27 protein-coding genes and 1 pseudogene are annotated in these 25,009 nt (G+C 69.9%); 19 read left to right on the forward strand and 9 right to left on the reverse strand.

Annotated features, from left to right (window positions below; translation table 11 throughout):
* Positions 1–95 precede the first annotated feature (95 nt).
* The 4 genes and pseudogenes from AB0I12_RS21020 to AB0I12_RS21035 all read right to left on the reverse strand — a co-directional run.
* Positions 96–920 carry a DUF3097 domain-containing protein gene (locus tag AB0I12_RS21020; RefSeq protein ID WP_359932149.1) on the reverse strand — a complete coding sequence of 275 codons (825 nt, stop codon included), beginning with the start codon at positions 918–920 and terminating at the stop codon, positions 96–98.
* 9 nt (positions 921–929) lie between these two features.
* Complete coding sequence (locus AB0I12_RS21025; RefSeq protein WP_359932152.1) at positions 930–2,459, reverse strand: NCS1 family nucleobase:cation symporter-1; 1,530 nt, start codon at positions 2,457–2,459, stop codon at positions 930–932.
* A gap of 91 nt (positions 2,460–2,550) precedes the next feature.
* On the reverse strand, positions 2,551–3,321 hold the full coding sequence (locus AB0I12_RS21030; RefSeq protein WP_359932155.1) for an MBL fold metallo-hydrolase: 771 nt from the start codon (positions 3,319–3,321) through the stop codon (positions 2,551–2,553).
* 13 nt (positions 3,322–3,334) lie between these two features.
* Positions 3,335–3,634 (reverse strand): annotated as a pseudogene (locus AB0I12_RS21035) (EF-Tu/IF-2/RF-3 family GTPase); the annotation flags it as partial.
* Between the two features lie 177 nt (positions 3,635–3,811).
* On the opposite strand from AB0I12_RS21035, the gene AB0I12_RS21040 reads away from it, so the two are divergent.
* From AB0I12_RS21040 to AB0I12_RS21085, 10 genes are all read left to right on the forward strand, one after another.
* A complete protein-coding gene (locus AB0I12_RS21040) occupies positions 3,812–4,453 on the forward strand; it encodes a ThuA domain-containing protein (RefSeq protein ID WP_359932158.1) in 642 nt (213 codons plus the stop codon).
* Entirely contained in the window at positions 4,450–5,553 is a 1,104-nt protein-coding gene (locus AB0I12_RS21045) for a Gfo/Idh/MocA family oxidoreductase (RefSeq protein ID WP_359932161.1), read from the forward strand. The genes AB0I12_RS21040 and AB0I12_RS21045 overlap by 4 nt, the downstream gene beginning before the upstream one ends.
* A gap of 49 nt (positions 5,554–5,602) precedes the next feature.
* The gene (gene hrcA / locus AB0I12_RS21050; protein WP_359932164.1) at positions 5,603–6,625 is read left to right on the forward strand and encodes a heat-inducible transcriptional repressor HrcA; all 1,023 of its coding nucleotides are present in this window, start codon (positions 5,603–5,605) and stop codon (positions 6,623–6,625) included.
* 31 nt (positions 6,626–6,656) lie between these two features.
* The gene (gene dnaJ, locus AB0I12_RS21055) at positions 6,657–7,799 is read left to right on the forward strand and encodes a molecular chaperone DnaJ (RefSeq protein ID WP_359932166.1); all 1,143 of its coding nucleotides are present in this window, start codon (positions 6,657–6,659) and stop codon (positions 7,797–7,799) included.
* On the forward strand, positions 7,800–8,516 hold the full coding sequence (locus AB0I12_RS21060) for a 16S rRNA (uracil(1498)-N(3))-methyltransferase (protein ID WP_359932169.1): 717 nt from the start codon (positions 7,800–7,802) through the stop codon (positions 8,514–8,516). It begins immediately after the preceding gene.
* A gap of 50 nt (positions 8,517–8,566) precedes the next feature.
* Positions 8,567–8,896 carry a helix-turn-helix domain-containing protein gene (locus AB0I12_RS21065; RefSeq protein ID WP_359932172.1) on the forward strand — a complete coding sequence of 110 codons (330 nt, stop codon included), beginning with the start codon at positions 8,567–8,569 and terminating at the stop codon, positions 8,894–8,896.
* A gap of 98 nt (positions 8,897–8,994) precedes the next feature.
* The gene (locus AB0I12_RS21070) at positions 8,995–9,417 is read left to right on the forward strand and encodes a hypothetical protein (protein ID WP_359932175.1); all 423 of its coding nucleotides are present in this window, start codon (positions 8,995–8,997) and stop codon (positions 9,415–9,417) included.
* A complete protein-coding gene (locus tag AB0I12_RS21075) occupies positions 9,414–9,623 on the forward strand; it encodes a hypothetical protein (RefSeq protein WP_359932177.1) in 210 nt (69 codons plus the stop codon). The genes AB0I12_RS21070 and AB0I12_RS21075 overlap by 4 nt, the downstream gene beginning before the upstream one ends.
* A 23-nt stretch (positions 9,624–9,646) precedes the next feature.
* Positions 9,647–10,333, forward strand: a complete 687-nt coding sequence (locus tag AB0I12_RS21080; RefSeq protein ID WP_359932180.1) for a response regulator transcription factor — start codon at positions 9,647–9,649, stop codon at positions 10,331–10,333.
* The gene (locus AB0I12_RS21085; protein WP_359932183.1) at positions 10,333–11,742 is read left to right on the forward strand and encodes a HAMP domain-containing sensor histidine kinase; all 1,410 of its coding nucleotides are present in this window, start codon (positions 10,333–10,335) and stop codon (positions 11,740–11,742) included. Before AB0I12_RS21080 ends, AB0I12_RS21085 begins: the two co-directional genes overlap by 1 nt.
* Here AB0I12_RS21085 and AB0I12_RS21090 read toward each other — a convergent pair.
* Together AB0I12_RS21090 and AB0I12_RS21095 are read right to left on the reverse strand one after the other, a co-directional pair.
* Positions 11,735–12,862, reverse strand: coding sequence for a Gmad2 immunoglobulin-like domain-containing protein (locus AB0I12_RS21090; RefSeq protein ID WP_359932186.1), 1,128 nt, complete (start codon positions 12,860–12,862; stop codon positions 11,735–11,737). The genes AB0I12_RS21085 and AB0I12_RS21090 overlap by 8 nt on opposite strands.
* Positions 12,859–13,368 carry a SigE family RNA polymerase sigma factor gene (locus AB0I12_RS21095; RefSeq protein WP_359932189.1) on the reverse strand — a complete coding sequence of 170 codons (510 nt, stop codon included), beginning with the start codon at positions 13,366–13,368 and terminating at the stop codon, positions 12,859–12,861. The genes AB0I12_RS21090 and AB0I12_RS21095 overlap by 4 nt, the downstream gene beginning before the upstream one ends.
* Positions 13,369–13,471: 103 nt before the next feature.
* Between AB0I12_RS21095 and AB0I12_RS21100 the strand changes: the two genes are divergently transcribed.
* The 8 genes from AB0I12_RS21100 to AB0I12_RS21135 all read left to right on the forward strand — a co-directional run bounded on the left by AB0I12_RS21100 (position 13,472) and on the right by AB0I12_RS21135 (position 20,174).
* Positions 13,472–14,167, forward strand: coding sequence for a hypothetical protein (locus AB0I12_RS21100; protein WP_359932192.1), 696 nt, complete (start codon positions 13,472–13,474; stop codon positions 14,165–14,167).
* Between the two features lie 283 nt (positions 14,168–14,450).
* Positions 14,451–15,377, forward strand: a complete 927-nt coding sequence (locus tag AB0I12_RS21105) for a PhoH family protein (RefSeq protein WP_359933107.1) — start codon at positions 14,451–14,453, stop codon at positions 15,375–15,377.
* The gene (ybeY, locus tag AB0I12_RS21110; RefSeq protein ID WP_355485772.1) at positions 15,374–15,850 is read left to right on the forward strand and encodes an rRNA maturation RNase YbeY; all 477 of its coding nucleotides are present in this window, start codon (positions 15,374–15,376) and stop codon (positions 15,848–15,850) included. Before AB0I12_RS21105 ends, ybeY begins: the two co-directional genes overlap by 4 nt.
* A 7-nt stretch (positions 15,851–15,857) precedes the next feature.
* Entirely contained in the window at positions 15,858–17,162 is a 1,305-nt protein-coding gene (locus tag AB0I12_RS21115; protein WP_359932195.1) for a hemolysin family protein, read from the forward strand.
* 19 nt (positions 17,163–17,181) lie between these two features.
* Positions 17,182–17,523 carry a cytidine deaminase gene (locus AB0I12_RS21120; RefSeq protein ID WP_359932198.1) on the forward strand — a complete coding sequence of 114 codons (342 nt, stop codon included), beginning with the start codon at positions 17,182–17,184 and terminating at the stop codon, positions 17,521–17,523.
* Positions 17,507–18,436 (forward strand): GTPase Era, encoded by a 930-nt coding sequence (era, locus tag AB0I12_RS21125; protein ID WP_359932201.1) that lies wholly within the window; start codon positions 17,507–17,509, stop codon positions 18,434–18,436. Before AB0I12_RS21120 ends, era begins: the two co-directional genes overlap by 17 nt.
* The gene (locus AB0I12_RS21130) at positions 18,436–19,104 is read left to right on the forward strand and encodes a GNAT family N-acetyltransferase (protein WP_359932204.1); all 669 of its coding nucleotides are present in this window, start codon (positions 18,436–18,438) and stop codon (positions 19,102–19,104) included. The genes era and AB0I12_RS21130 overlap by 1 nt, the downstream gene beginning before the upstream one ends.
* 116 nt (positions 19,105–19,220) lie before the next feature.
* Positions 19,221–20,174 carry a hypothetical protein gene (locus AB0I12_RS21135; protein ID WP_359932207.1) on the forward strand — a complete coding sequence of 318 codons (954 nt, stop codon included), beginning with the start codon at positions 19,221–19,223 and terminating at the stop codon, positions 20,172–20,174.
* 57 nt (positions 20,175–20,231) lie between these two features.
* Here AB0I12_RS21135 and AB0I12_RS21140 read toward each other — a convergent pair whose 3' ends face one another.
* Entirely contained in the window at positions 20,232–21,221 is a 990-nt protein-coding gene (locus tag AB0I12_RS21140; RefSeq protein WP_359932210.1) for a GNAT family N-acetyltransferase, read from the reverse strand.
* 158 nt (positions 21,222–21,379) lie between these two features.
* Between AB0I12_RS21140 and katG the strand changes: the two genes are divergently transcribed.
* Positions 21,380–23,587 (forward strand): catalase/peroxidase HPI, encoded by a 2,208-nt coding sequence (gene katG, locus AB0I12_RS21145; protein ID WP_359932213.1) that lies wholly within the window; start codon positions 21,380–21,382, stop codon positions 23,585–23,587.
* On the opposite strand, the gene AB0I12_RS21150 is transcribed toward katG, so the two are convergent.
* Together AB0I12_RS21150 and AB0I12_RS21155 are read right to left on the reverse strand one after the other, a co-directional pair.
* A complete protein-coding gene (locus tag AB0I12_RS21150; RefSeq protein WP_359932215.1) occupies positions 23,588–24,007 on the reverse strand; it encodes a PPOX class F420-dependent oxidoreductase in 420 nt (139 codons plus the stop codon).
* A gap of 60 nt (positions 24,008–24,067) precedes the next feature.
* Positions 24,068–24,847 carry a hypothetical protein gene (locus AB0I12_RS21155; RefSeq protein ID WP_359932217.1) on the reverse strand — a complete coding sequence of 260 codons (780 nt, stop codon included), beginning with the start codon at positions 24,845–24,847 and terminating at the stop codon, positions 24,068–24,070.
* Between the last annotated feature and the right edge of the window lie 162 nt (positions 24,848–25,009).

Here is a 25,009-nt window from a genome sequence, read left to right on the forward strand (position 1 = left end):
TCCGGCCCTGGCCCGCGGGGGGTCGCCCCCCGTGCTCCGCCCCCCCCCAGCCCCCACCCCGACGCGTAGCAGGGGTCAGCTCTTGGCGGGACCTCTTAGTCCAGAGTCACGAAGTCGATGAGTTCCTCGACGCGGCCGAGCAGGGCCGGGTCGAGGTCGGCGAAGCTGTTCACCTTGGACAGGATGTGCTTCCAGGCCGCGGCGACGTCGGCCTGGTCGGTGGCCGGCCAGCCGAACGCCTGCAGCACGCCCTTCTTCCAGTCCTGGCCGTGCGGGATCCGCGGCCACGCCTTGATACCGACCGACGACGGCTTGACCGCTTCCCAGATGTCGATGAACGGGTGCCCGACGACGTGCACGTAGCGGTCCGTCACCTGGGCCGCGATCTTCGACTCCTTCGACCCTTCGACCAGGTGGTCGACGAGGACGCCGAGCCGCCGCCCGGGCCCGGGCTGGAACCGGTTGACGATCTGGACCAGGTCGTCGACGCCCTCGAGGTACTCGACCACGACGCCCTCGATCCGCAGGTCGTCGCCCCACACCTTCTCGACCAGCTCCGCGTCGTGCCGGCCCTCCACGTAGATCCGGCTGGCCCGTGCGACCTTGGCCCGGACGTTGTCGACGGCCACCGATCCGGACGCGGTCCGGGTCTTCTTCGCCGGGCCGGCCTTCTTCGGCGGCTTCAGGCTGACCGGTTTGCCGTCGAGCCAGAACCCCGGGCCCAGCGGGTAGGTGCGGATCTTGCCGTGCCGGTCCTCGAGGTCGACGACGCCGTGCTCCCAGCGCACGATCGCGCCGACGAAGCCCGAGCTCGGCTCCTCGACGACCATGCCCTTCTCGATCTCGACCTCGACGGTCCGCCCGTTCTTGGGCTTGCGCCAGTCACCCGCGAGTACGTCGTTCCCATACCTGTCAGCCACGCGCCAATGCTAATAACTGGGAGCGGTCGTGGTCGGTGTTGACGCCCGGCTCGGCGCGGTGAGCGTGAGCGCGTAGTAGGCCAGGAACCCGGCGACCAGCCCGACCGCCCACGAGTAGTCGTACAGCGGCTTGAGGAACGGGATCAGGCCGTCGGCCGGGAACGGGCCGGCGCCCGGGTTCGAGTACGCGCCGCCGACCGCGAGCAGCGATCCGAACAGTGTGGCGACGACGCCGCGCCAGTTCCAGCCGGCGCTGTACCAGTAGCGGCCGCCGGGCCGGTAGAGGTCGGCGAGCGCCAGGTTCGTCCGGTCGAGCACCCAGTAGCCCGCGATCAGGACGCCGGCCACCGAGGCGAGCAGCCCGCCGTAGAACGACAGCCAGACGAAGATGTAGATCGACGGGTCCGAGATCAGCCGCCACGGCTGGATCACGACGCCGATCACTCCGGTCAGCAGGCCCGCGGTCCGGAAGTTCAGCCAGCGTGGCAACGCGTTCGCGAAGTCGTAGGACGGACTCACGACGTTGGCCGCCACGTTGCAGGACATCGTCGCGAGGATCGCCATGATCAGCCCGATCGTCACGATCACCGGGTTCTCGAAGCGCCGGGTGAGCTCGACCGGGTCCCAGATCGCCGAGCCGTACAGCACGACGGTGCCGGACGTGGTGATGATCGAGACCAGCGCGATGAACGACATCGTGGTCGGCAGGCCGATGATCTGCCCCCAGATCTGTTGCCGCTGGCCCTTCCCGAACCGGGTGAAGTCCGGCATGTTCAGCGACAGCGTGGCCCAGAACGCGATCATGCCCATCAGCGACGGCGCGAAGATCTTCCAGAAGTCGGCGTCCCAGCCGAGTTTCGACGGCTGCGACAGGATCGGCCCGAGCCCGCCGGCCTTCACCAGGATCGCCACCATCAGCGCCACGAACGCGACCGTCACCAGCGGGGCCGCCCAGTTCTCGAAGCGGCGCAGGCCCTCGATACCGCGCAGGATCAGCACCATCTGCAGCACCCAGAAGAACGCGAAGCTCAGCCACATCGTCCACGGGTGCCCGCCGATCGCCGGCGCGTCGGTCCAGCCCTTGCCGAACAGCTCGCCGACGATCACGTAGATGGCCTGCCCGCCGATCCAGGTCTGGATCCCGAACCAGCCGCACGCGATGAAGGCCCGCAGCAGCGCCGGGAGGTTCGCGCCGCGGACGCCGTAGAACGCCCGCGCGAACACCGGGAACGGGATGCCGTACTTCGTCCCGGCATGGCTGTTCAGCAGCAGCGGGACGAGCACGATCAGGTTCCCGAGGGTGATCGTCAGGAACGCCTGCAGCCAGTTCATCCCGAGCGCGACCAGGCCGGACGCGAGCAGGTAGCTGGGGATGTTGTGCGCCATCCCCATCCACAGCGCGGCGTAGTTGTACGTCGTCCAGGTGCGCTCGGGCAGCCGGGTCGGGGCGAGCTCGGCGTTCGCGTACGGGCTGTCCGCGAGCACGTCGGGATCAGCCAGTTCGACTCGTCCGTCCGGGTGAACAGTTTGCTGGGCCATCTGATCCCACCTCATCCGGTCGGGCGTTGTCCGTTCCGAACAAGTTGCGCGACCGGATGACGTCGTGTCAACGGACAACTACCCGAATGGTCTAACCAGGGCCGACCAGGGGCAGGGTAGGGCGTTGCGGCGTGCCGAGAGCGTGGTAGCCGCGGCGGATCGCTTCCTGGAGCTTGTCGACCGGCCAGGGCCAGTCCTCGGTGTGCTTCAGCGCGTCCTCGAGCGGGGTGCCGGCGTGGTGCAGGGTGGAGATCGTGTTGGCGACCTTGCCCAGCTCGATCGCCTGGTCATGGGCGAACTCGAGGTCCACGACCGCGCCGTGGCCCGGGACGATCTTCACGTCCTGCGGCATCATGCCGACCACGGCCTGGATCGTGTCCGGCCACTCCAGCGGGAACGAGTCCTCGCCGTACGACGGCGGCGCCGACTCCTCGAGCAGGTCGCCGACGAAGAACACGTCCACGTCGGGTACGGCGACCACGGTGTCGCCGGAGGTGTGCCCGTTGCCGACGTACAGCAGCTCGACGCGGCGGTCGCCGAGGTCGATCACCTTGGCGGCCGCGAACGTCGTACCGGCCAGGTCCTCCTCGGCGGCGGCGTTCTCGTGCAGGTAGACGGTGGCGTCGGTGAAGACGCTGTTGCCGGCCACGTGGTCGAAGTGGGCGTGGGTGTTGACGACCCAGGTGACCGGCGCATCGGTCAGCTCGCGGATGTGCTCGCGGAGCTGCTCGGCCTCCTCGGTGGTGGCCCGGGTGTCGATCACCAGCGCGCCGTCGGCGCCGACGACCAGGCCGACGTTCAGGTCCCATTCGTCGTACCGGCGGACCCAGGTGCGATCGCCGATCTCGGCCCAAGCGCTCATGCCGTCGAGATTACTTGCTCAGCACATCGCCCTTGAGCACCTGGTCCCGGCTGACACCGCGCAGCAGCAGGCCGACGTTGTCGCCGGCCTTCGCGGTCTGCACCGTCTTACGGAACATCTCGACGCCGGTCACCTCGACCTGCAGCATCGGCTGCCCGGCGCGGGTGAGCAGCACCTGCTCGCCGACCGAGACAGTCCCGGCCTGCACCCGGCCGGTCACCACGGTGCCGCGGCCGGTGATCGAGAAGACGTCCTCGACGGTCATCCCGAACGAGCCCACCGGCAACGTGTCCTGCGGCCGCGGCGGCGCCGGAAAGCTGTTGGCCTCCGCATGCCCGCGCGCGAGCATCTCCTGCGGATCCATCGGATTCTCCCGCTTCCAGAACTTCCAGCCCATCCCTTGAGCCTAATGGTTGGCAACCCTTCTCATCGGGACCTAGAGTCGCAACTGTTCCGAACGGAATCTCGAAACTTTCGAAGGGTGGCCGGTGTGACGACACGACGTGCTGTGGTGGTCCGGGGCGGCTGGGAAGGGCACTCGCCGGTCGAGGCGACCGACCTGTTCATCCCGTTCCTCAAGGAGAACGGGTTCGACGTCACGGTCTCCGACACGACCGCCGCGTATCTCGACCTGGACGGCGTCGACCTCGTCCTGCAGTGCGTGACGATGAGCGACATCGAGCAGGACCACTTCAAGGGCCTGGAGGCGGCGATCCGCCGCGGCACCGGGTTCGCCGGCTGGCACGGCGGCATCGCCGACTCGTTCCGGAAGAACGTGGACTACAGCTTCATCACCGGCGGGCAGTTCATCTCGCACCCGCACGGCTTCACCGACTACCGCGTCGACGTGGTCGCCGACCACCCGATCGTCGAGGGCATCACGCACTTCGACGTGCACACCGAGCAGTACTACATCCACTACGACCCGACCAACAACGTCCTGGCCACGACGACGTTCGAGGCGCACCCGGACTACCCGTGGATCGAGGGCGCCGTGATGCCGGCGGTCTGGACCCGCACCTGGGGTGCGGGCAAGGTCTTCGTCTGCACGGTCGGTCACAAGCTCGACGACCTGGAGACGCCCGAGGTCCGCACGATCATCGAGCGGGGGCTGCTGTGGGCGAGCAAGTGACAGGGCAGACCACCAACGTCGGCATCGTCGGGACCGGCGTCATCTCCGGCACGTACCTCGACCACCTGGGCAAGCTCCCCGGTGTCGACGTGGTCGCGGTCGCCGACCTGGACCGCAGCCGCGCCGAGGCGATCGCCGGCACGAACGAGGGCATCCGCGCGCTGACGCCGGACGAGCTGTACGCCGCCGACGACGTCGACATCGTCCTCAACCTGACCATCCCGGCAGCCCACGCCGCTGTGCACCAGGCCGCGCTGGCCGCCGGCAAGCACGTGTACGGCGAGAAGCCGCTGGCCATGGACCGCGCCGAGGCGGAGCCGCTGCTCAAGTACGCCGCCGCCAACGACCTGCGGATCGGCTGCGCACCGGACACGGTCCTCGGCACCGGCACCCAGACTGCCCGGGCCGTGATCGACCGCGGTGACATCGGCGCCCCGCATGCGGCGACCGCGTTCATGGTGACGCCAGGCCACGAGCTGTGGCACCCGGCGCCCGAGTTCTACTACCAGCCGGGCGGCGGCCCGGTCCTCGACATGGGTCCGTACTACGTGACCAGCCTGGTGACGCTGCTCGGGCCGGTCGTGCGGGTGACCGCCCGCGCCGGCCGGGCGAAGCAGCAGCGGAAGATTCACACCGGGCCGCGGGCCGGGACCGTGTTCGACGTCGAGGTGCCGACCCACGTGACCGGCGTGCTGGAGCACGAGTCGGGCGCGCTGACCACGGTGCTGATGTCGTTCGACGTGTGGGCCGGGCGGCTGCCGCGGATCGAGGTCCACGGCACGGACGGCAGCCTGTCCGTACCGGACCCGAACGGCTTCGACGGAACCGTCGAGATCGTGACCCCGGAGCAGCGCGAGTGGACCGAGGTACCGGTCTCGGGCGGGTACGCCGGGGCCGGGCGCGGGGTCGGCGTCGCGGACATGGCCCGGGCGGTGCGCACCGGCGAGCCGCACCGGGCCAGCGGCGAGCTGGCCTACCACGTGCTCGACGTCCTCGAGTCGTTCGTCGACTCCGCAGTGCAGGATCAGCCGCTTGATGTGGCCAGTACAGTGACGCGCCCCGAGGCCGTTCCGTTGGGAGCGTCGCCCGAGACCGCCTAGACTGGCACTCTGAAGGATTGAGTGCCAAGAGGCCGAGAGGGTGGTGCGCGTGCTCGACGACCGCAAGCTGGACGTTCTCCGCGCCATCGTCGAGGACTACGTGGCCACCCATGAGCCGGTCGGCTCGAAGACTCTGGTCGATCGGCACAACCTCGGCGTCTCCCCGGCCACCGTGCGCAACGACATGGCCGCGCTGGAGGAAGAGGGGTACATCACCCAGCCGCACACCAGCGCCGGCCGGATCCCGACCGACGCGGGCTACCGGCTGTTCGTCGACAAGCTGAGCACGGTCAAGACCCTCTCGATCGCCGAGAAGAAGGCGATCACGTCGTTCCTGGCCGGAGCGGTCGACCTGGACGACGTGGTCCGCCGGACCGTCCGGCTGCTGGCGCAGATCACCCGCCAGGTCGCCATCGTGCAGTACCCGTCGCTGAACCGGTCGAGCGTGCGGCACATCGAGGTCGTCACGATGAGCCCGCGGCGGCTGCTGCTCGTGCTGATCACGAGCAACGGCCGGGTCGAGCAGCGGCACGTCGAGCACCCGCACGACGTCGACGAGCAGCTGATCGCGGACCTGCGGTCCCGGCTGAACACGGCGCTGGCCGGTCAGCGCCTGACCGACGCGACGGCCTCGCTGGCCGGTGTGCCGGAGCTGTTCGCGCCGGCCGACCGGCCACTGGTCGCGGCGATCGTCACCACGCTGCTGGAGGCGTTCACCGACGAGGTCGGCGAGCAGCGGATCGCGGTCGGCGGCGCCGCCAACCTGACCCGGTACGGCGACGACTTCGAGCGGAACGTGAAGCCGGTGCTGGAGGCGCTGGAGGAGCACGTCATCCTGCTCAAGCTGCTCGGCGAGGCGACCAACCCGCAGACGCTGACCGTCCGGATCGGCCACGAGAACCCCTTCGAGGAACTCGCGACGACCTCGGTGGTCGCGACCGGCTACGGCTCGAAGTCCGAGGTGCTGGCCACGCTGGGCATCGTCGGACCGACGCACATGGACTATCCGAGCACGATGGGCGCCGTACGGGCCGTCGCGCGCTACGTCAGCCAGATCCTGGCTGAGTCATGACGATTTTGCTATCAACCCCCTGGTCTGGAGTATGAGCACCGATTACTACGCCGTCCTAGGTGTCAGCCGTGACGCGTCACCGGACGAGATCAAGAAGGCGTACCGCAAGCTGGCACGCCAGTACCACCCGGACGTGAACGACTCCGAGGACGCGCACCAGAAGTTCCAGGAGATCGGGCGCGCGTTCCAGGTGCTCAGTGACCCGCAGAAGCGGCAGATGCACGACCTCGGCGGCGACCCGTTCGCGGCCGCGGGCGGCGGGCCGGGCGGCGCCGGCTTCGGCCAGGCGTTCACGTTCACCGACATCATGGACGCGTTCTTCGGCCAGACCGGCGGGGCGACCCGCGGGCCGCGGCCGCGGACCCGGCGCGGTCAGGACGCGCTGATCCCGCTGCGGATCGACCTGGCCGAGGCCGCGTTCGGGACGACCCGGGAGCTCAAGGTCGACACCGCCGTGCTGTGCCCGACCTGTAGCGGGTCCGGCGCGGCGGCCGGGTCCGAGCCGGTCACCTGCGAGATCTGCCACGGTCGCGGCGAGGTGACGCACACGCAGCGGTCGTTCCTCGGCGAGGTGCGCACCATGCGCCCGTGCCCGAACTGCCGCGGCTACGGCACCACGATCCCGAACCCGTGCGTCGAGTGCTCCGGCGACGGCCGCGTGCGGTCCCGGCGGACCGTCACGGTGAAGATCCCGGGCGGCGTCGACACCGGGACGCGCGTGCAGCTGTCCGGTCAGGGCGAGGTCGGCCCGGGCGGCGGCCCGGCCGGTGACCTGTACGTCGAGATCGAGGTCGAGCCGCACGACATCTTCACCCGCAACGGCGACGACCTGCACTGCACCGTGACGCTGCCGATGACCGCGGCGGCGCTCGGTACGACGATCGACCTGCCGACGCTCGAGGGTGAGACGACCCCGCTGGAGATCCGACCCGGCACGCAGTCCGGCACGGCGATGACGCTGTCCGCCCGCGGCGTACCGCGGCTGCGGCACGCCGGTCGCGGCGACCTGATCGTCCAGGTGATCGTCGAGACGCCGACCAAGCTCGACGACGCCCAGGCCGACCTGCTGAAGCAGTTGGCCGGGATCCGCGACGAGGAGCGCCCGCAAGGCCATGTCCAGGCCACCCACAAGGGCGTCTTCGGCCGCCTCCGCGACGCCTTCGGCGCCCACTAGATGGGAGTCGCGGTCTTCCACCTGGAAGACCTGTCCGGTGCCGAGCTGACCCTCGACGGGGCCGAGGGTCGGCACGCGGCCGTCGTACGGCGGATCGGGCCGGGGGAGCGTGTTCGCCTGACGGACGGGCGCGGCGCCTGGGCCGAGGGGCCTGTCGTCACGGCGAGCAAGACCGGTGTGACGGTGGCCGTCGACGAGCGCGGGAGTCTGCCCGCCGCGGCGCCGCGGGTGGTCGTGGTGCAGGCGGTGCCCAAGGGCGAGCGGGCCGAGTTGGCCGTGGAGATGCTGACCGAGGTCGGCGTCGACGTGATCGTGCCGTGGAACGCGGAGCGCAGTCAGTTCCGGGCCAACCCCGAGCGGGTCGAGAAGATGCTCGTGAAGTGGCGCGCCTGGGCGTTCGAGGCGAGCAAGCAGTCGCGGCGGGCCTGGTTCGCCGAGGTCGCTCCGCTCGCCACCACGGCCGAGGTCGCGGCGTTGCTGGCCGGCGCCGCGCTTCCCGTCGTACTGCACGAAGAAGCCACCGTCCCGCTGGCGTCGCTCGAGCCGGCCGCGACCGGTGACGTCGTCATGGTGATCGGCCCCGAGGGCGGCATCGCCCCGGCGGAGCTGAAGGCCTTCGACGTGGAGCCGGTCCGCCTCGGCGACACCGTCCTGCGGACTTCGACGGCCGGCGTCGCGGCCGCCGCCGCGCTGCTGGCGCGCTCACGTTGGCTGTGACGATCCGCGGCGTACGCTGTTAGACAGCAACCGAACACAAGGATCGGACCATGCCCGTCGAGTCAGCCCGCGCCCGCACACTCACCCATGCCGACCCGGACGAGGTGCCGCTGCAGGTCGCACTCGCCGCGCTCGCGGATCCGGTGCGGCGGTCGATCCTGCGGGACCTGGCCGTGCACGACGAGTGGACGCGCGCGTGCGGCACGTTCGACCTGCCGGTGAAGAAGGCGACCGCCAGCCACCACTTCGCCGTCCTGCGGTCCGCCGGGCTGATCGAGCAGCGGGACGAAGGCGCCCGCCGCCTCAACCGCCTGCGCCGGCCCGAGTTCGACTCCGCCTTCCCCGGCCTGCTCGCCGCCACCATCGACCGCGCCGACTGAGCAACTCTTACAAACCCCGAACACAGCGCCGATCGTCCTCGAATTCCCGTCGGGGAGTCTCGTTCCATCACAACGAACGAGCACGAGGAGCACACACCATGCACAGGTCTGTACGCGGCGCACTCGCAGCCGGTACGTCGGCTGCCGTCCTGGTCGGTGGTCTCGTGGGAGGTACGACGGTCGCGTCCGCCGACCCGACTCCCACGCCGACCCCCGCCCCGTCGTACAAGCCGGTGACGCTGAGCCCGGAGGAGTCGCAGAAGTTGTGCGCCGAACTCCTGCCCAAGCTGATCGCCCGCCGGGACAAGCTGACGGCCCGGATCAACGGCGGCGCCGACGTGAAGGGCTCGGTGGCCTGGCTCAAGGCGCGGGCCGCCGCGCAGAAGGCGAAGGGACACGACAAGGCCGCCGCCCGGCTGGAGCAGCGGGCGCAACGCCGGACCGAGCGGCTGACGCAGCTCGGCACCGTCAAGACGAAGCTGGAGACCTTCAAGACCGAGCACTGCCAGGTGGCCAAGTGACACGCAAGGCGCTGGTCGTGCTCATCGGTACGGCGGGCATCGTCCTCGGGCTGTCCGCGTGCGGCTCCGCCGACCGGCCGGGAGAGCAGGGGTCCGGCCAGGCTCCGGCGACCCAACAGGTGGGGTCGCCGGAGCAGGAGCTGGATGGGATCGGGTCTACCCTTGACGCGATCGATCGCGAGCTGGCCGGGGACGACGCACCCTGACCGCGAATCCCCAGGAGCAGAAGATGACCGCTGCCGGTCGCGGGCTGGTCCTGGTGGTCGAGGACGAGGCGGCGATCGCCGAGGTGATCGCGCTGTACCTGCGCCGCGACGGCTTCGGCGTCCGGATCGAGTCGGACGGCGAAGCCGCGCTCGCCGCGTGGCGGCGGATGCGTCCGGTCGCGGTGATCCTCGACATCGGACTGCCCGGGAAGGACGGCGCGGAGATCTGCCGGACGATGCGGGCGGCGGGGGACTGGACGCCGGTGCTGTTCGTCACGGCGCGGGACGACGAGGTGGACCGGCTGCTCGGGCTGGAGCTCGGGGCGGACGACTACATCACCAAGCCGTTCAGCCCACGGGAGCTGGCCGCGCGGGTCCGGACCGTTCTGCGGCGTGCATCCGGTACGGTGACCGCCGCCGAGGTGCTGGCTGTGGGCGCGGTACGCGTGGACGTGACCAGGCGACGGGCCTGGGCCGGGGACGCCGAGGTGAGTCTGACGTCCACCGAGTTCGACCTGCTCGCGCAGTTGTTCCGGCGACCGGGCAGGGTGTTCGAGCGGGACGAGCTCTTGAGCTCGGTGTGGGGATACCAGTCCGCCGCCGGCACGCGGACCGTCGACGTCCACATCGCCCAGCTCCGCGCCAAGCTCGGTCCCGCCAGCCCGATCCGCACCGTCCGGGGCGTCGGCTACGCTGCCGACCTCGACTGATGGCGCAGGTGCTCGCCGCCGACGAGCGGGCGGCGGTCCCGGTCGGCCGCGGCTCGTTGACCAACCGGATCCTGCTGACCTGCGTAGCGGTAGCGGGGGTCGCAGTCCTGGTCGCCGGCCTGGTGATGGCCGGGCTGGCGCGGCGGTCGGCGCAGAACGTCCTGCAGCAGTCGCTGGCAGCCCAGGCCGACGTGATCGCCGGCCAGGTGGACCAGCGCGGCCTCGGTCCGCGCGCGGCCGGGCTCGGACGGGTAGCTCAGGTCGTCCGCGGGCAGGGCATCGTCGTCGTGCTGCAGTTGCCTCGGCGCGGGCTGCAGTCCACCGATCCACAGTCCACGCAAGCAGCGAGTGCCGCCGGGCTCGATGCGATCGGCGAAGCGCAGCAGATCTCCACCGAGGTCCGTGTCGGTCGCACGGACTACCTGGTGGAGGCCCGTGGTCTGGGTGACAACTCCGGCTTTGCTCTGGTCGAGCCGGTCCGGCTCTCGGGCGACACGCGGCGCATCCTGTTGCGCAACATCCTCGTCGCGCTCGGCGCCGGTCTGTTGGTCGCCGCGGTGGCGGGCGCCGTCCTCGGGCGGCTGCTGGGGCGCCCATTACGCCGTACGGCGAACGTCGCGGCCGCGATGCGCCAGGGGCGACGCGACCTGCACGCACCGGTGGAGGGACCGACCGAGGTGGCCGAGGTCGCGCACGCGGTCAACGAGTTGTCGGTGGCGCTGCGGCACAGCGAGGCCCGGCAGCGTGAGTTCCTGCTGTCGGTCTCCCATGAGCTCCGGACGCCGCTCACCGCCGTCCACGGATTCGCGGAGTCGCTCGCGGACGGCGTCGCACCTGACCCGCGGCATGCCGGCCAAGTGATCCAGCGCGAGTCGCTGCGACTCGAACGGCTGGTCAGCGATCTGCTCGATCTCGCGCGGATCGGGGCCGACCAGTTCCAGCTGGATCTCGCCCGGGTCGATCTGCGGGAGACGCTCATCGCCTGCGCCGAGGTGTGGCGTGTCCGCTGCGCCGGCCAGGGCGTGCAGTTCCGCCTGGAACTTCCGCCGGAGCCCGCGGTCGCGACCACCGATCCACGGCGCATCCGCCAGGTGCTCGACGGTCTCGCGGAGAACGCCCTCCGCGTCACGCCGGCCGGTGCGCAGCTGACGATGTCGTTGAGCCGGCAGCCGGGCGGCGCCGTCGCGATCCAGGTTCGCGACGGCGGTCCGGGGCTGGCATCGGAGGACTACGCGGTCGCGTTCCGGCCCGGCGTACTCAACCGGAAGTACCGCGGCAGTCGCCCGGTCGGGTCCGGGATCGGTCTCGCGCTCGCGCACGGCCTCGTCACCCGCCTCGGCGGCACGCTGACCGCCGGACCGGCACCGGAAGGCGGCGCCGCCTTCACGATCGTTCTGCCGGCTACTTGACCAGGATCGACTTGGTGTCGGTGTCGGTGACGCGGCCGTCCTCCGGCGACACGAGGTACACGCTGAGCTGCCACGGGCCAGGGCTGAGTGTGAGCTGGAAGGAGTACGACGAGAACTTCTGGCCTTCCTTGGTGTTGGCGAAGCTCTTCTTCGTCTCCCGGGTCTTCAGGTTCGTCACCTGATAGTTGACCGTCGCCTCGTAGGCAGAGGCCACGCCCTGGACCGTCAGCTTGGGCTCCACGGCCTGGTCCTCGATCGGTGAGTCGATCCAGACCAGCGCCTGGACCTCCGCGGCCTGGGCGCGTCCCAGCGGTGTACTGGCGTCGACCTGGCCGAACAGCTTCTGCACCGAGCGGCCGGCCTGGGTGACCTGGACCGGCGTCTGGTTGTCCCCCAGCGCGCCTTGGACCGTGTAGACGAGCTGCTGAGCGGCAAGCCTCGCGAGCTTGCTGTCCAGCGTCGCCTTCGGGAGCTCCTTGAAGTCGACCGTGACGACGCCGTCCGAGCGGGTCACGGTGTTCAGCGCCGCGCCGCGCCAGACCGAGTAGTAGTCCGGGTCGCTCGGCTGCTTGGAGGTCATGATCCGGACCGCCTGCTCGGCCGGGCGGCCGCTGACCTTGGCCCAGGTGCGGTACAGCCGGACGGCGGACTTCTCCCGCGCGCCGACCTGCTGACCGAGCCAGTAGACCGGTACGACGGCGCTCCTGACGGACGGTTCCGTGACGCCGCTGTCGGTCGGTCCCGCGGTCTTCGCGGAGGGGGATGCGCTCGGTGGCTGGGTGGGCGCCGCGGACGGTTCGGGGGAGGCGGGTAAGACCGACGGCGCTTGGCTCTGCGGTGCGCCGGTTGCCGTAACCGTCGTACCGGGGCCTGCGACCTCGTCGCCGTCGTTGGCGGTGTCGTCGGCGCCGTTCAGCACGGTGAAGGCGCCGATCGCGGCCGCGGTGCCGACCGCGGCCAGGCCGGCGGTCATCAGCCAGGGGCGCCGCGCGGCCGGGCGCTGGGCGTGCGCGCGGGCGCGGATCTCCGGCAGCGCGTCGGACGGCTCGATCCGGTCCGCCTCCTCGTGGAGAGCGCGCCGCATCAGCTCGTCGAACGGGTCGTTGTGATTGTCGTTCATACGGTCTGCTCCAGGAGCTGGCGCAGCGACTTGCTCGCGCGCGCGGCGTGGCTCTTCACGGATCCCCGGCTGATGCCCATCGTGTCCGCGATCTCGGCCTCCGACAGGTCACCGTAGTACCGCAGGACCATCACGGTGCGCTGCTTCTCCGGGAGGGTCCGCATCGCCTCGATCACCCGGTCCGTCTCCGCGGTCCGCAGGACGGCCTGTTCGGCGCTGGGCTCGTCGGGCAGTGACTTCGGGGTGTGTTTGTCCACCACCACCAGGTGGCGCTGGCGGGAGCGGCAGCGGTTCACCACCGCGGTCCGCAGGTACGCGAGCGCCTTGTGCGGGTCGCGCAGCCGGTTCCAGCGGCCGTGCATCGCGACGAACGCGTCCTGCACGATCTCCTCCGCCGCCCCGGTGTCGCGCAGCAGGAGGGCCCCGAGGCGGACCAGCGAGGTGTAGTGCGCGGTGTAGACAGCCGTCAGCGCCTCGTCGGCATCCCACGAGGACTCATGTGTCACGCACTCTTCGTACACCACGGCCGGTTGTGCCACGAAAAGACGACGCAAAGACCCTGTCCCAGGTTGACAACAGCCGTGGCCCGAAACATGGAATTCTGAGGGGATGAAGCAGCGCGGCGACGGTTCGTGGTCGGGTCATCACGACATCACGTACGCCGCGGTGGCCCGGCTGTACCAGCACCTGTCCGCCCCGGACGGGACCCTCCACGGGCTCCGGCGGGACGAGTACGCCGCCGCGCTCGACAGGGCCCAGGCACACCAGGACCGCCCGGTCGGTGCGGGCCTGATCGAGAACTTCAAGGGGATGGGACTGTCCTATCCGTACGCGGGACCCGGGCCGACCACGCACTCGGCGTACGCGAACCCGAACGCGCAACGCGAACACTTCATGGCGGACCCGTACCGCAAGGGCTGGGACAACCTCGCCACGAACGTCGAGTACGTCCACGAGCAACTCGCCGTCGCGCACGGTGCGTCGGACGCCGAGTTCACGCATCTCGGCGCGGCCGCGCACGCCCTGCAGGACAGCTACTCCGGCGCGCACGCGTGGCGAGAGGACTCGGTGTACGACGGTGATCCGGCCGCGCCGGTGCAGTCGCTGCACGTGTTCACGCCGATGCATGCGGTAGGAATCGCGGACGGGAAGAACACGCACGCCGACGAGTTCGACAAGCCGCCGGCCGCGTCCGGCGTGACCGTCAACCTGCACCCGACCCGCGAATGGGCGACCGAGCGCGACCGCCGGATCGGGCTCGAGCGCGCCTCCGCCGAGCCGGGCTCCGCGCCGGGGCGCAGCTAGCTGGACCGGCTGAGCGCGGTCCTCGCAGCCAACGCCGACGCGGCCCGGATCACGCCCACGACCGGGGCGCCGGCGGCGAGGCCAGGCGTGTCCGGAGGAATTTCGAGTGAGGGTGTCGGACGGGGCGGCTAGCATGGACAGGGTCAACACCACTGATCTCAGGAGGAAGAGCCTGTCCAGGCCACGCAGTATCGAACCGGAGGCGCGCGCGAACGGCCCGGTGGCCGGCGCCGCCGCCAGCACGCAGGCGTCGCACAAGATCGTCGTGCCGAACAGCATCGACATGGTGGCCCTGCTCGGAGCCCGGGACGAGTTCCTCCGCATCGTCGAGAAGGAGTTCGCCGCCGACATCATGGTCCGCGGCAACGAGATCACGCTCGTCGGTGAGCCGGCCGAGCTCGCCCTCACCGAGCGCCTCCTCGACGAGCTGGTCGCGGTGGTCCGCACCGGCCACGGGCTGACCGCGGACTCGGTCGAGCGCAGCATCGCGATGATCAAGCAGGCCACCGCGGAGTCCCCGCGCGAGGTCCTGACCCAGAACATCCTGTCCAGCCGCGGCCGCACCATCCGGCCGAAGACGCTGAACCAGAAGCGCTATGTCGACGCCATCGACAAGAACACGATCGTCTTCGGCATCGGCCCGGCCGGCACCGGCAAGACCTACCTGGCGGTCGCCAAGGCGGTCCAGGCGCTGCAGGCCAAGGAGGTCAACCGGATCATCCTGACCCGGCCGGCCGTCGAGGCCGGTGAGCGGCTCGGGTTCCTGCCCGGCACCCTGTCGGAGAAGATCGACCCGTACCTGCGGCCGCTGTACGACGCGCTGCACGACATGCTCGACCCGGAGTCCATCCCGCGGCTGATGACCGCCGGCACGATCGAGATCGCGCCGCTGGCCTACATGCGCGGCCGGACGCTGAACGACGCCTACATCATCCTGGACGAGGCGCAGAACACCTCGCCGGAGCAGATGAAGATGTTCCTCACCCGGCTCGGGTTCGGCTCGAAGATGGTCGTCACCGGCGACGTCACCCAGGTCGACCTGCCGAACGGCACCAATTCCGGCCTCAAGGTGGTGCAGGAAATTCTCGACGGCGTGCAGGATCTGGCATTCTGCCGGTTGACATCGCATGACGTGGTCCGGCACAAGCTGGTCGGCCGGATCGTGTCGGCGTACGAAAACTACGAAGGCAGTGCTGATTCCCACCGATGAACGTCGAGGTCAACAACGAGTCCGGCGTGGAGATCGACGCGCACGGACTGATGCGGCTCAGCCGGTTCGTGATGTCGTCGCTGCGGCTGCACCCGGAGTGTGAGCTGTCGATCAAGCTGGTCGACGAGGACACCATGGCGCGGTATCACGTCGAGTTCCTGGACCTGCCGGGGCCGACCGACGTGATGTCGTGGCCGATGGACGAGCTGCGGCCGGGGTCCGACGGCGAGTCGGACGACGACCTGCCGCTCGGCCACCTCGGCGACATCGCGCTCTGCCCGACGGTCGCCGCCGCGCAGGGCGCGAAGGCCGGCCACGGCACCTGGGCCGAGCTCGAGCTGCTGACGGTGCACGGCATCCTGCACCTGCTCGGCTACGACCACGCCGAACCCGCCGAGAAGGCGGAGATGTGGGACGTCCAGGGCCGCCTGCTGGAAGCATGGCGCGCACCTGGCAACCGGCTAGAGGCGTGATACCGCGATGACTTCCCACGACCTGGTCCTGCTGGTTGTGGCTGCGGTGCTGGTGCTGCTCGCCGGGCTGTTCGCCGGCGCGGAGGCGGCACTGTCGTCGTACTCGAAGGTGCGGGCGAACGAGCAGGTCGAGCAGGGCAACCTGCGCGCGGTCAAGCTGCGCGACCTGCTGTCCGACGCGCCGCGGTACCTGAACTCGCTGCTGCTGCTCCGGCTGAGCTGCGAGATCACCGCGATCGTGCTCGTCACCCAGGCGCTGTCCGGGGTCCTCGAGGTGACCTGGGAACACATCCTGATCACCGCCGTGGTGATGGTGCTGGTCTCCTACGTGATCATCGGGGTCGCCCCGCGGACGCTCGGCCGGCAGCACTCGGACCGCTTCGCGATCCTGTCGGCCGGCCCGGTGATGGCGGTGACCCGGATCCTCGGTCCGCTGCCCAAGGTGCTGATCATGCTCGGCAACGCGCTGACCCCGGGCAAGGGGTTCGCCGAGGGCCCGTTCGCGACCGAGGCCGAGCTGCGGGCGCTGGTCGACTACGCGGAGAAGTCCGCGGTGATCGAGTCCGGCGAGCGGCAGATGATCCACTCGGTGTTCGAGCTCGGCGACACCATCGTCCGCGAGGTGATGGTGCCGCGGACCGACATGGTCTACATCGAGCGGCACAAGAAGCTCCGCCAGCTCACCTCGCTGGCGCTGCGCTCGGGGTTCTCGCGGATCCCGGTGATCGGCGAGTCGCTCGACGACATCGTCGGCGTCGTCTACCTCAAGGACGTGATGCGCCGGGTGTACGACAACGCCCAGGCCGAGTCGACCGAGCGGGTCGAGTCGGTGATGCGGCCGTGCATGTACGTCCCGGACTCCAAGCCCGTCGACGAGCTGCTCCGCGAGATGCAGGCGGCCCGGATGCACCTGGCGATCGTCGTCGACGAGTACGGCGGGACGGCGGGGCTGGTCGCGATCGAGGACATCCTGGAGGAGATCGTCGGCGAGATCACCGACGAGTACGACGAGGACCCGGACTCGGTGCAGCACCTGTCCGACGGCGCCTACCGGGTGTCGAGCCGGCTGCCGATCGACGAGCTGGGCGAGCTGTTCGGCGTCCCGCTGGACGACGACGACGTCGACACCGTGGGCGGCCTGATGGCCAAGCTGCTCGGCAAGGTGCCGATCCCGGGCGCCGAGGTGACGATCGAGGGCCTGTCGCTGACCGCGGAGCGGCCGTCGGGCCGCCGCAACCAGGTAGGTACCGTTCTGGTACGGCGCGAGGAACCCGCGCCGGAGTCCCAGGACCAGAACCACCAGCACGCCTGATCGCCTAGGAGCAATCACCTTGTCGGACCTCTCGGCGGAAGACGCCAAACTCGTCACGCTCGCCCGCGCCGCGCGCGCCCGGACCCGGGCCGCGGAAGGAGCCGCTGTCCGGGACTCCGACGGGCGGACGTACGCCGCCTGCACGGTCGCCCTCGACACCGTCGAGCTGACCGCGCTGCAGCTGGCGGTGGCGATGGCGCTCGCGTCCGGGGTGAAGGGTCTGGAGGCGGCCGCGGTGGTCACCGACCAGGCTGCTGCCGAAACCGCCGACGTCAACGTGGTCAGGCACTTCGCCGGCGCGAACATCCCTGTAGTCCTTGCCCTCGGCACTGGAGAGGTCCGCGATGTCGTCCACACCTGAGAACTTCAAGGCGGGCTTCGCCTGTTTCGTCGGCCGGCCGAACGCGGGCAAGTCCACCCTCACCAACGCGCTGGTGGGGAAGAAGATCGTGATCACCTCGTCGAAGCCGCAGACCACGCGGCACGCCGTCCGCGGGATCGTGCACCGCCCGGACGCGCAGCTGATCCTGGTCGACACGCCCGGGCTGCACAAACCCCGCACCCTGCTCGGGGAGCGGCTGAACGACCTGGTCAAGACCACCTGGGCCGAGGTCGACGTGATCGCGGTCTGCCTGCCGGCCAGCGACAAGATCGGACCCGGCGACCGCTTCCTGGTCGGCGAGGCGGCGAAGGTCGCGAAGACGCCGAAGGTCGCGCTCGCCACCAAGGCCGACCTGGTCGAGCCCGACCGGATGGTCGCGCATCTGGCCGACATCCAGGCGCTCGGCGAGTCGGTCGGCATCGAGTGGGCGTCGATCGTCCCGGTGTCCGCGACCTCGGGGTACCAGGTCGACCTGGTCGCCGACGAGCTCGTGAAGCTGCTGCCGGACGGCTTCGCGCTGTACCCGGACGGCGACATCACCGACGAGCCCCAGGAGACGCTGGTCGCGGAGCTGATCCGCGAGGCGGCGCTGGAAGGCGTCCGGGACGAGCTGCCGCACTCGATCGCGGTGACGATCGACGAGATGAACCTGCGCGAGGACCGCCCCGAGGACAAGCCGCTGCTGGACGTGTACGCGAACATCTTCCTCGAGCGGGAGAGCCAGAAGGGCATCGTGATCGGCCACAAGGGCGCCCGGCTGCGCGAGGTCGGTGCGGCGGCCCGGCGGCAGATCGAGGCCCTGCTCGGGACGCCTGTGTACCTCGACCTGCACGTCAAGATCGCGAAGAACTGGCAGACAGACGCGAAGCACCTGCGCAAACTGGGCTTCTGATGAACCTGCGCAATCCCGTGCACGCCGCGCTGAGCGGCCCGCACGCTTCCTTCGCGGAAATCCGCGGCGACGCCCGGCGCTACCCGACGGCCGTGGCGCCGTTCCTCGCCCTGCCCGACGAACCGACCGAGCAGGACTGGGCCGACGCGGCAGTCCTCGTCGGCTCCGGCAAGAGCGCGGCGCTGATGCGTTCGGCGCTGCCGGTGCCGGACAGCTTCAAGATCGAGGCCGAGATCGACCTGGTCCAGTTCGTCGCGCCGGAGTCGCTGCCGGCCGCGGACCCGGAGGCGGTCGTCCTCGGGCCGGACGACGTCCCCGAGATGCTCGCCCTGGTGGCGCTCACCGACCCGGGTCCGTTCCGCAGCCGGACCATCGAGCTCGGCACGTACCTCGGCGTCCGCCGTGACGGCGAGCTGATTGCGATGGCCGGCACCCGGTTCGCGCTGCCTGGCCACACCGAGATCAGCGCGGTCTGCACGCACCCGTCGTACCAGGGGCAGGGTCTGGCCAGCCGCCTGATCCGCACGGTCGCCGCACACATCACCGCAACCGGCCGAACCCCGTTCCTGCACACCGGCGGCGCCAACACCATCGCCATCCGCCTCTACAACGCGCTGGGCTTCACGCTCTCGAACCGGATGAAGGTCACGGTCGTCGAGGCGGTCTAGCCTGGAATCGTTGCAACAAGGTGCAATCGCGGCGTGTTCTGTCCCCGCGCGCGTTATGCTCGCGCACGATCTCGAGGCTCATCGAGGTCGTTCATGTCCTGAGGGGGACTCCCAGTATGAAATTGCAGCGCTTCGCGCTCGCGCTGGCCGGGGTCGGCATGCTCGCCGCCACGGCCGCCGCCGGCCCGGCCACCGCCGCCGTCCGGTCCAACCCGACGCCAGCGATCGCCAACCCGGCCAACGGCAACCTGAAGACCACGCCGAACACCAAGCTCGCTTCCACGGGATGCGTGCAGGACGTGGGCTTCAACACCCCCAGGCCGGGGATCAGCGACGTCGTGGTCACGCCGGGCAGGCCGCCGCGCGGTGAGTTCTACGCGGACTTCCCGTTCGTCGGCACCCGGCTCAACACGACGTGGTACGGCGTGCAGACCGACGCGCACCTCTACTACCACAGCCTGTTCGTGCAGAACGGCACGCTGTACCGCGGTGTCACCTACTTCGACACCGACAACCCGCGGCCGACGTACGCGCGGATCGGCTCTGGCTGGACCAGCTTCACCCAGCTCGTGACGTCGAACTACGCCATCACCGCGCCGAACCGCTCGTACCTGTACGGGCTGAGCACCAACGGCAGCCTGTACCGCTACGCGGCGTCGGGTGCCACCTTCCGGGCCCTCGGTCACTTCCCGGGCTTCAAGGGCTTCAAGGCGATGACCGTGATCTCCGAGACCCCGACGTACGACACGCTGCTGATGACCACCAAGGCCGGTGCGCTGTGGACGGTCCGGATCCCGGCCGCGGCCTCGACCAAGCCGGTCCTGAAGCTCGTCCGGAGCGCCGGCTTCGCTGCCTACGAGTCGCTGGCCGCCAGGGAGTGCGGTGACAAGGGCGGCACGCTGGTGACCGGTTTCGACAACGACACCGATTCGGTCTACCAGTACGCGATGAGCAAGTTCAACGGCTCGAAGACCGCAGTCACGTCCTACGGACGGGTCCCGGGCGGCACCGTCCCGGGCACCGGCATCTTCTCGGTCACCGGCCACTGGAACCAGCTGGTGGGGGAGTGATCCTGCCGTAGTGCAGAGCCGGGGGCGCCGCTCGAAGCGGCGCCCCCCGGTCTGTTTTCAGAGGCTCTTCTGGTAGGCCAGGAAGCGCGCGACGATCGTGTAGTTGAGCTGCTCGTTGATGCCGATCATGTGGTTGTTGGACTCGGCGTTCCAGGTGTCGACCTGGGTGAGCGCCGGCTCGGCGTCGCGGAGTTTCAGCAGCATCGCGGTCTTGACCAGGGCGCCGAGACGGTGGCCCCGGTGCTCGCGCGCGACCGCGGTGTCGTGCTGCTCGCCGATGTGCGGGCGCTCGCGCTCGACCGCGATCACCGTGTGACCGGCGAGCTCGCCGGTGGCCTTCTCCCGGGCGATGACGCGGTAGAGGGTGTGGTCGCTCTTCGCCTGCGCCTCTTCGTACGCACGCAGCCGCTCGGGGCTGTAGACGTCGTCCTCGATGTCCAGGTCGTCCTTCGGCGCGTCGTTGATGGACGCGGTCACCGCGATCATCCCGTCGAGCATGTCCTCGGGCAGGGCGCCGGTGAGCGTGACCAGCTCGTACGCCGTCGACGCCGCGACCGCCTCGTCGTACAGCGACCGGACGATCGACCAGTCGAGCCCGGCCAGGTCCTGCCGGCGGTTGACCTCGACCGCCTTCTGCTCGTACCCGTGCTTGTGCGCCAGCGCGATCGCGTCCGGCAGGTCGAACCCGCCGAAGCCCATCATCGTGCGGCCTTCGTCGCGGGCGAGCTGCTCGACGTACTCGATCAGCTCCGCCTCGACCGCGCCGTCGCGATGGTCGGGATGGACGGTGAGCTCGAACCACACCTGGTTGGTGTTGTCGTACGTCGGCAGCGAGACCGTGGCCACGGCGACCGCCCTACCGTCGGCGTTGCGTGCCAGGAACCCCCGCTGCGGTTCCAGGTCCCAGCCGTACCGCAGCAGGTTCGCGAACCCACGCAACGTCGGGCGCACCAGCTCCGGGCAGTCCTGTGCGAAGGCTGCGCTCTGGACGGTTACTGCGTCGATGCACCCGGCCTCGTCGTCGGGTGACAGTTCGGTGATCTCCACGCCCACAGGGTCCACCGAGTACGCCGGTTACCGCGACTGCTTTATTCGATGCCACCAAGCTCCCCGTCTCACGCCGAGAAGCACTCTTGACTGATTCCAGACTGCGGAGAAGACTCGCGAACGTGACGCTCTGAGATCAGCAACCGGAAGGTTCGACCATGTCCGACACATCCGGAGTAACCCACCACGGGAGCGAGAGCGAGAACCCGGCGATCGACTCGCCGACGCCGCAGGTCGAGCAGCCGAGGACGAACCGGGACTGGTGGCCGAACCAGCTGGATCTGACGATCCTGCACCCGCATGCCGCCAAGTCGAACCCGATGGCGGAGGATTTCGACTACGCCGAGGAGTTCGGGAAACTGGACGTCGACGAGCTCAAGCGGGACCTCGTCGAGGTGATGCGGACGTCGCAGGACTGGTGGCCGGCCGACTTCGGTCACTACGGGCCGCTGTTCATCCGGATGAGCTGGCATGCGGCCGGCACGTACCGGATCGAGGACGGCCGCGGCGGCGCGGGCGACGGTGCGCAGCGGTTCGCGCCGCTGAACAGCTGGCCGGACAACGCCAATCTGGACAAGGCCCGCCGGCTGCTCTGGCCGGTGAAGCAGAAGTACGGCCGGAAGATCTCCTGGGCGGACCTGCTCGTGCTGGCCGGCAACGTCGCGCTGGAGGACATGGGGTTCCGCACGTTCGGCTTCGGTTTCGGCCGCGAGGACGTCTGGGAGCCGGAGGAGATCTACTGGGGTCCGGAGGACACCTGGCTCGGTGACGAGCGGTACAGCGGCGACCGGCAGCTCGGCGGTCCGCTCGGTGCGGTGCAGATGGGCCTGATCTATGTGAACCCGGAGGGCCCGAACGGCAACCCGGACCCGCTGGCCGCGGCGCGCGACATCCGCGAGACGTTCCGCCGGATGGCGATGAACGACGAGGAGACCGTCGCGCTGATCGCCGGCGGGCACACCTTCGGCAAGACCCACGGCGCCGGGCCCGCGGAGAGCGTCGGCCCGGAGCCGGAGGCAGCGCCGCTCGAGGCGCAGGGGCTCGGCTGGAAGAGCACGTACGGGACCGGGAAGGCCGGCGACGCGATCACCAGCGGTCTCGAGGTGACCTGGACGAACACGCCGACCCAGTGGGGCAACGGCTTCTTCGAGAACCTGTTCGGGCACGAGTGGGAGCTCACCGACAGCCCGGCCGGGGCCAAGCAGTGGGTCGCGAAGGACGCGGAGGAGTCGGTGCCGGACGCGCACGACCCGTCCCGCAAGCACCGGCCGACGATGCTGACCACCGACCTCAGCCTGCGCCTCGACCCGGTGTACGGCCCGATCTCGCGGCGCTTCTACGAGAACCCCGACGAGTTCGCGCTCGCGTTCGCGAAGGCCTGGTACAAGCTGCTGCACCGCGACATGGGGCCGGTCTCGCGGTTCCTCGGGCCGTGGGTGCCGGAGCCGCAGCTCTGGCAGGACCCGGTGCCGGCCGTCGACCACGAGCTGGTCGACGACGCCGACATCGCGGCCCTGAAGGAGAAGCTGCTCGGGTCCGGGCTGTCGGTGCGGCAGCTCGTCTCCACCGCGTGGGCCGCGGCGGCCGGCTTCCGCGGCACGGACAAGCGCGGCGGTGCGAACGGTGCGCGGATCCGGCTCGAGCCGCAGCGCAGCTGGGAGGTCAACGAGCCGGCCGAGCTGGCCAAGGTTCTGGGGGTTTTGGAGCAGGTCCAGCAGGAGTTCAACGCGTCGCAGTCGGGCGGGAAGCGGGTCTCGCTCGCCGACCTCATCGTGCTCGGTGGCGGCGCGGCGATCGAACGGGCGGCAGGGAACGCCGGCCAGGACATCACAGTGCCGTTCCATCCGGGCCGCACCGATGCCTCGCAGGAGCAGACCGACGTCGACTCGTTCGCCCTGCTCGAACCGCGGGCAGACGGCTTCCGGAACTACCTGCGAGCGGGCGAGAAGCTGTCCGCCGAGACGTTGCTGCTGGATCGTGCGTACATGCTGACCCTGACGGCTCCCGAGATGACCGTGCTGGTGGGCGGCCTGCGGGTCCTCGGGACGAACAGCGGCGGCGCGCGGCACGGTGTCTTCACCGACCGTACGGACACGCTGTCGACCGACTTCTTCGTCAACCTGCTCGCGCCGGGCGCGGAGTGGCGGGCCTCGGAGTCGGACGAGAACCTGTTCGAGATCCGCGATGTCGCGAGCGGTGAGCTCAAGTGGACTGCGACGGCGGCCGACCTGATCTTCGGATCGAACTCGCAGCTACGGTCCCTGTCCGAGGTCTACGCGAGCGCGGACGCCCAGGAGAAGTTCGTGGAGGACTTCGTCGCGGCGTGGGTGAAGGTGATGGAACTGGATCGCTTCGACCTCCGCTGATCAGGCCGGGGCCGGCATTCCGTACGCGTGGTCGACGGCCATCGAAAACATCAGCCGCTTGTCCCGGACCATGGCGGCGCGGTACTCGTCCCAGTCCGGGTGCTCGCCCGACGCGCTCCGGTAGTAGTCGACGAGATCCTCCACGACGTCGTCGTAGGGGTCGGCTGCTACCCGGCTGAGCTCCGCCTTGCCTTCGAGGACGACGTACGAGCGGCCGCGCGGGCCGTCGACGTACACGCTGGCGCGCGGGTCGCGCCGCAGGTTCTTGGTCTTGGCGCGTCCGTCGGTGAGCGAGACCCGCACGCGGGATCCGTCGAACACGTACGTCACGTTGGACAGCTGGGGCCGGCCGTCGCGCTTGAGCGTGACCAGGACGCCGAGCCCGTGGGTGCCGATCCGGTCGAGGAGGGTTTCCGTCATACCGTAAGCCTAGGAATTCAAGCGCCCTTGAAGGCAAGGAACTCCCGCGCCGTGGACATTTCAGAGACTCACCAGCAGTACGCCGGCCACCACCACGACCAGTCCCGTGACGCGCGGCCGCTCACGCAGGACGACCGCTCCGAGCAGCGTGCCGAGGACGACATTCATCGACCGGCCGATCGCCACGGTCGCGACCGAGGCGACCGACAGCGCGAGCAGGACGAGTCCGTAGCTCGCCGGCATGAGTACGGCGACCGGCGCCGCCCGCCGCCAGTCCCGCATCGCGCCGCGGTGATCTCGTACGACGGCCGACAGCGCGACGACCTGTGCCACGTTCGCCACGGCGAGGTAGGTCAGTAGGTCGACGTGCAGCGAACCGACGGCGAACGCGTCCCAGAGCGTGTACGCCGCCGTGCACGTGGCGACGCCCAGCCCGAGCAGCACGGCTCGCGCTGGGGTCCGCGATTGCGGGCGATCCATCAGCAGTACGCCGATCAGCACGAGCGCGGCGCCCGCGAACACGCGCGGGCCGGATCCGCCCGCGACTGCTACCAGGGCCGGAGCGGTGCCGCGACTCACGGCGTACACCGTCGAGAAGTCCCCGAAGGTGTACGCCTTCTGCAGCGTGACGGCGTACGTCGTGTGCAACGCCATGCTCACGACTCCCGCCCACCAGGCCGTGGCCGGCGATCCGCGAAGCAGCAGGACGAGCGACACCGGCAGCGTCAGCAGTCCGCACAGCCAGATGAACCCGGGACCGCCGAGGCCGCCGCGTTTCACCAGCAGGTTCCATGCGGCGTGACAGCCGGCGGAGGCCGTCAGCAGGGCGAGGGCGATCACGTAGACAGTGTCTACAGGATGTCGGTAGACGCTGTCTACCCGGGCGTCCCGCGCGGTCCGCAGGATGACCCCGGTTCGACGGGCCGGGGGAGTTGTGCATACACTCACTGGCATCATGCGGCACCAGCTTCTCCTCCTTCGCTGCCGCGGCGAGGCCTGACA

Source organism: Kribbella sp. NPDC050459, assembly GCF_040655315.1.
Classification (GTDB): Bacteria; Actinomycetota; Actinomycetes; order Propionibacteriales; family Kribbellaceae; genus Kribbella.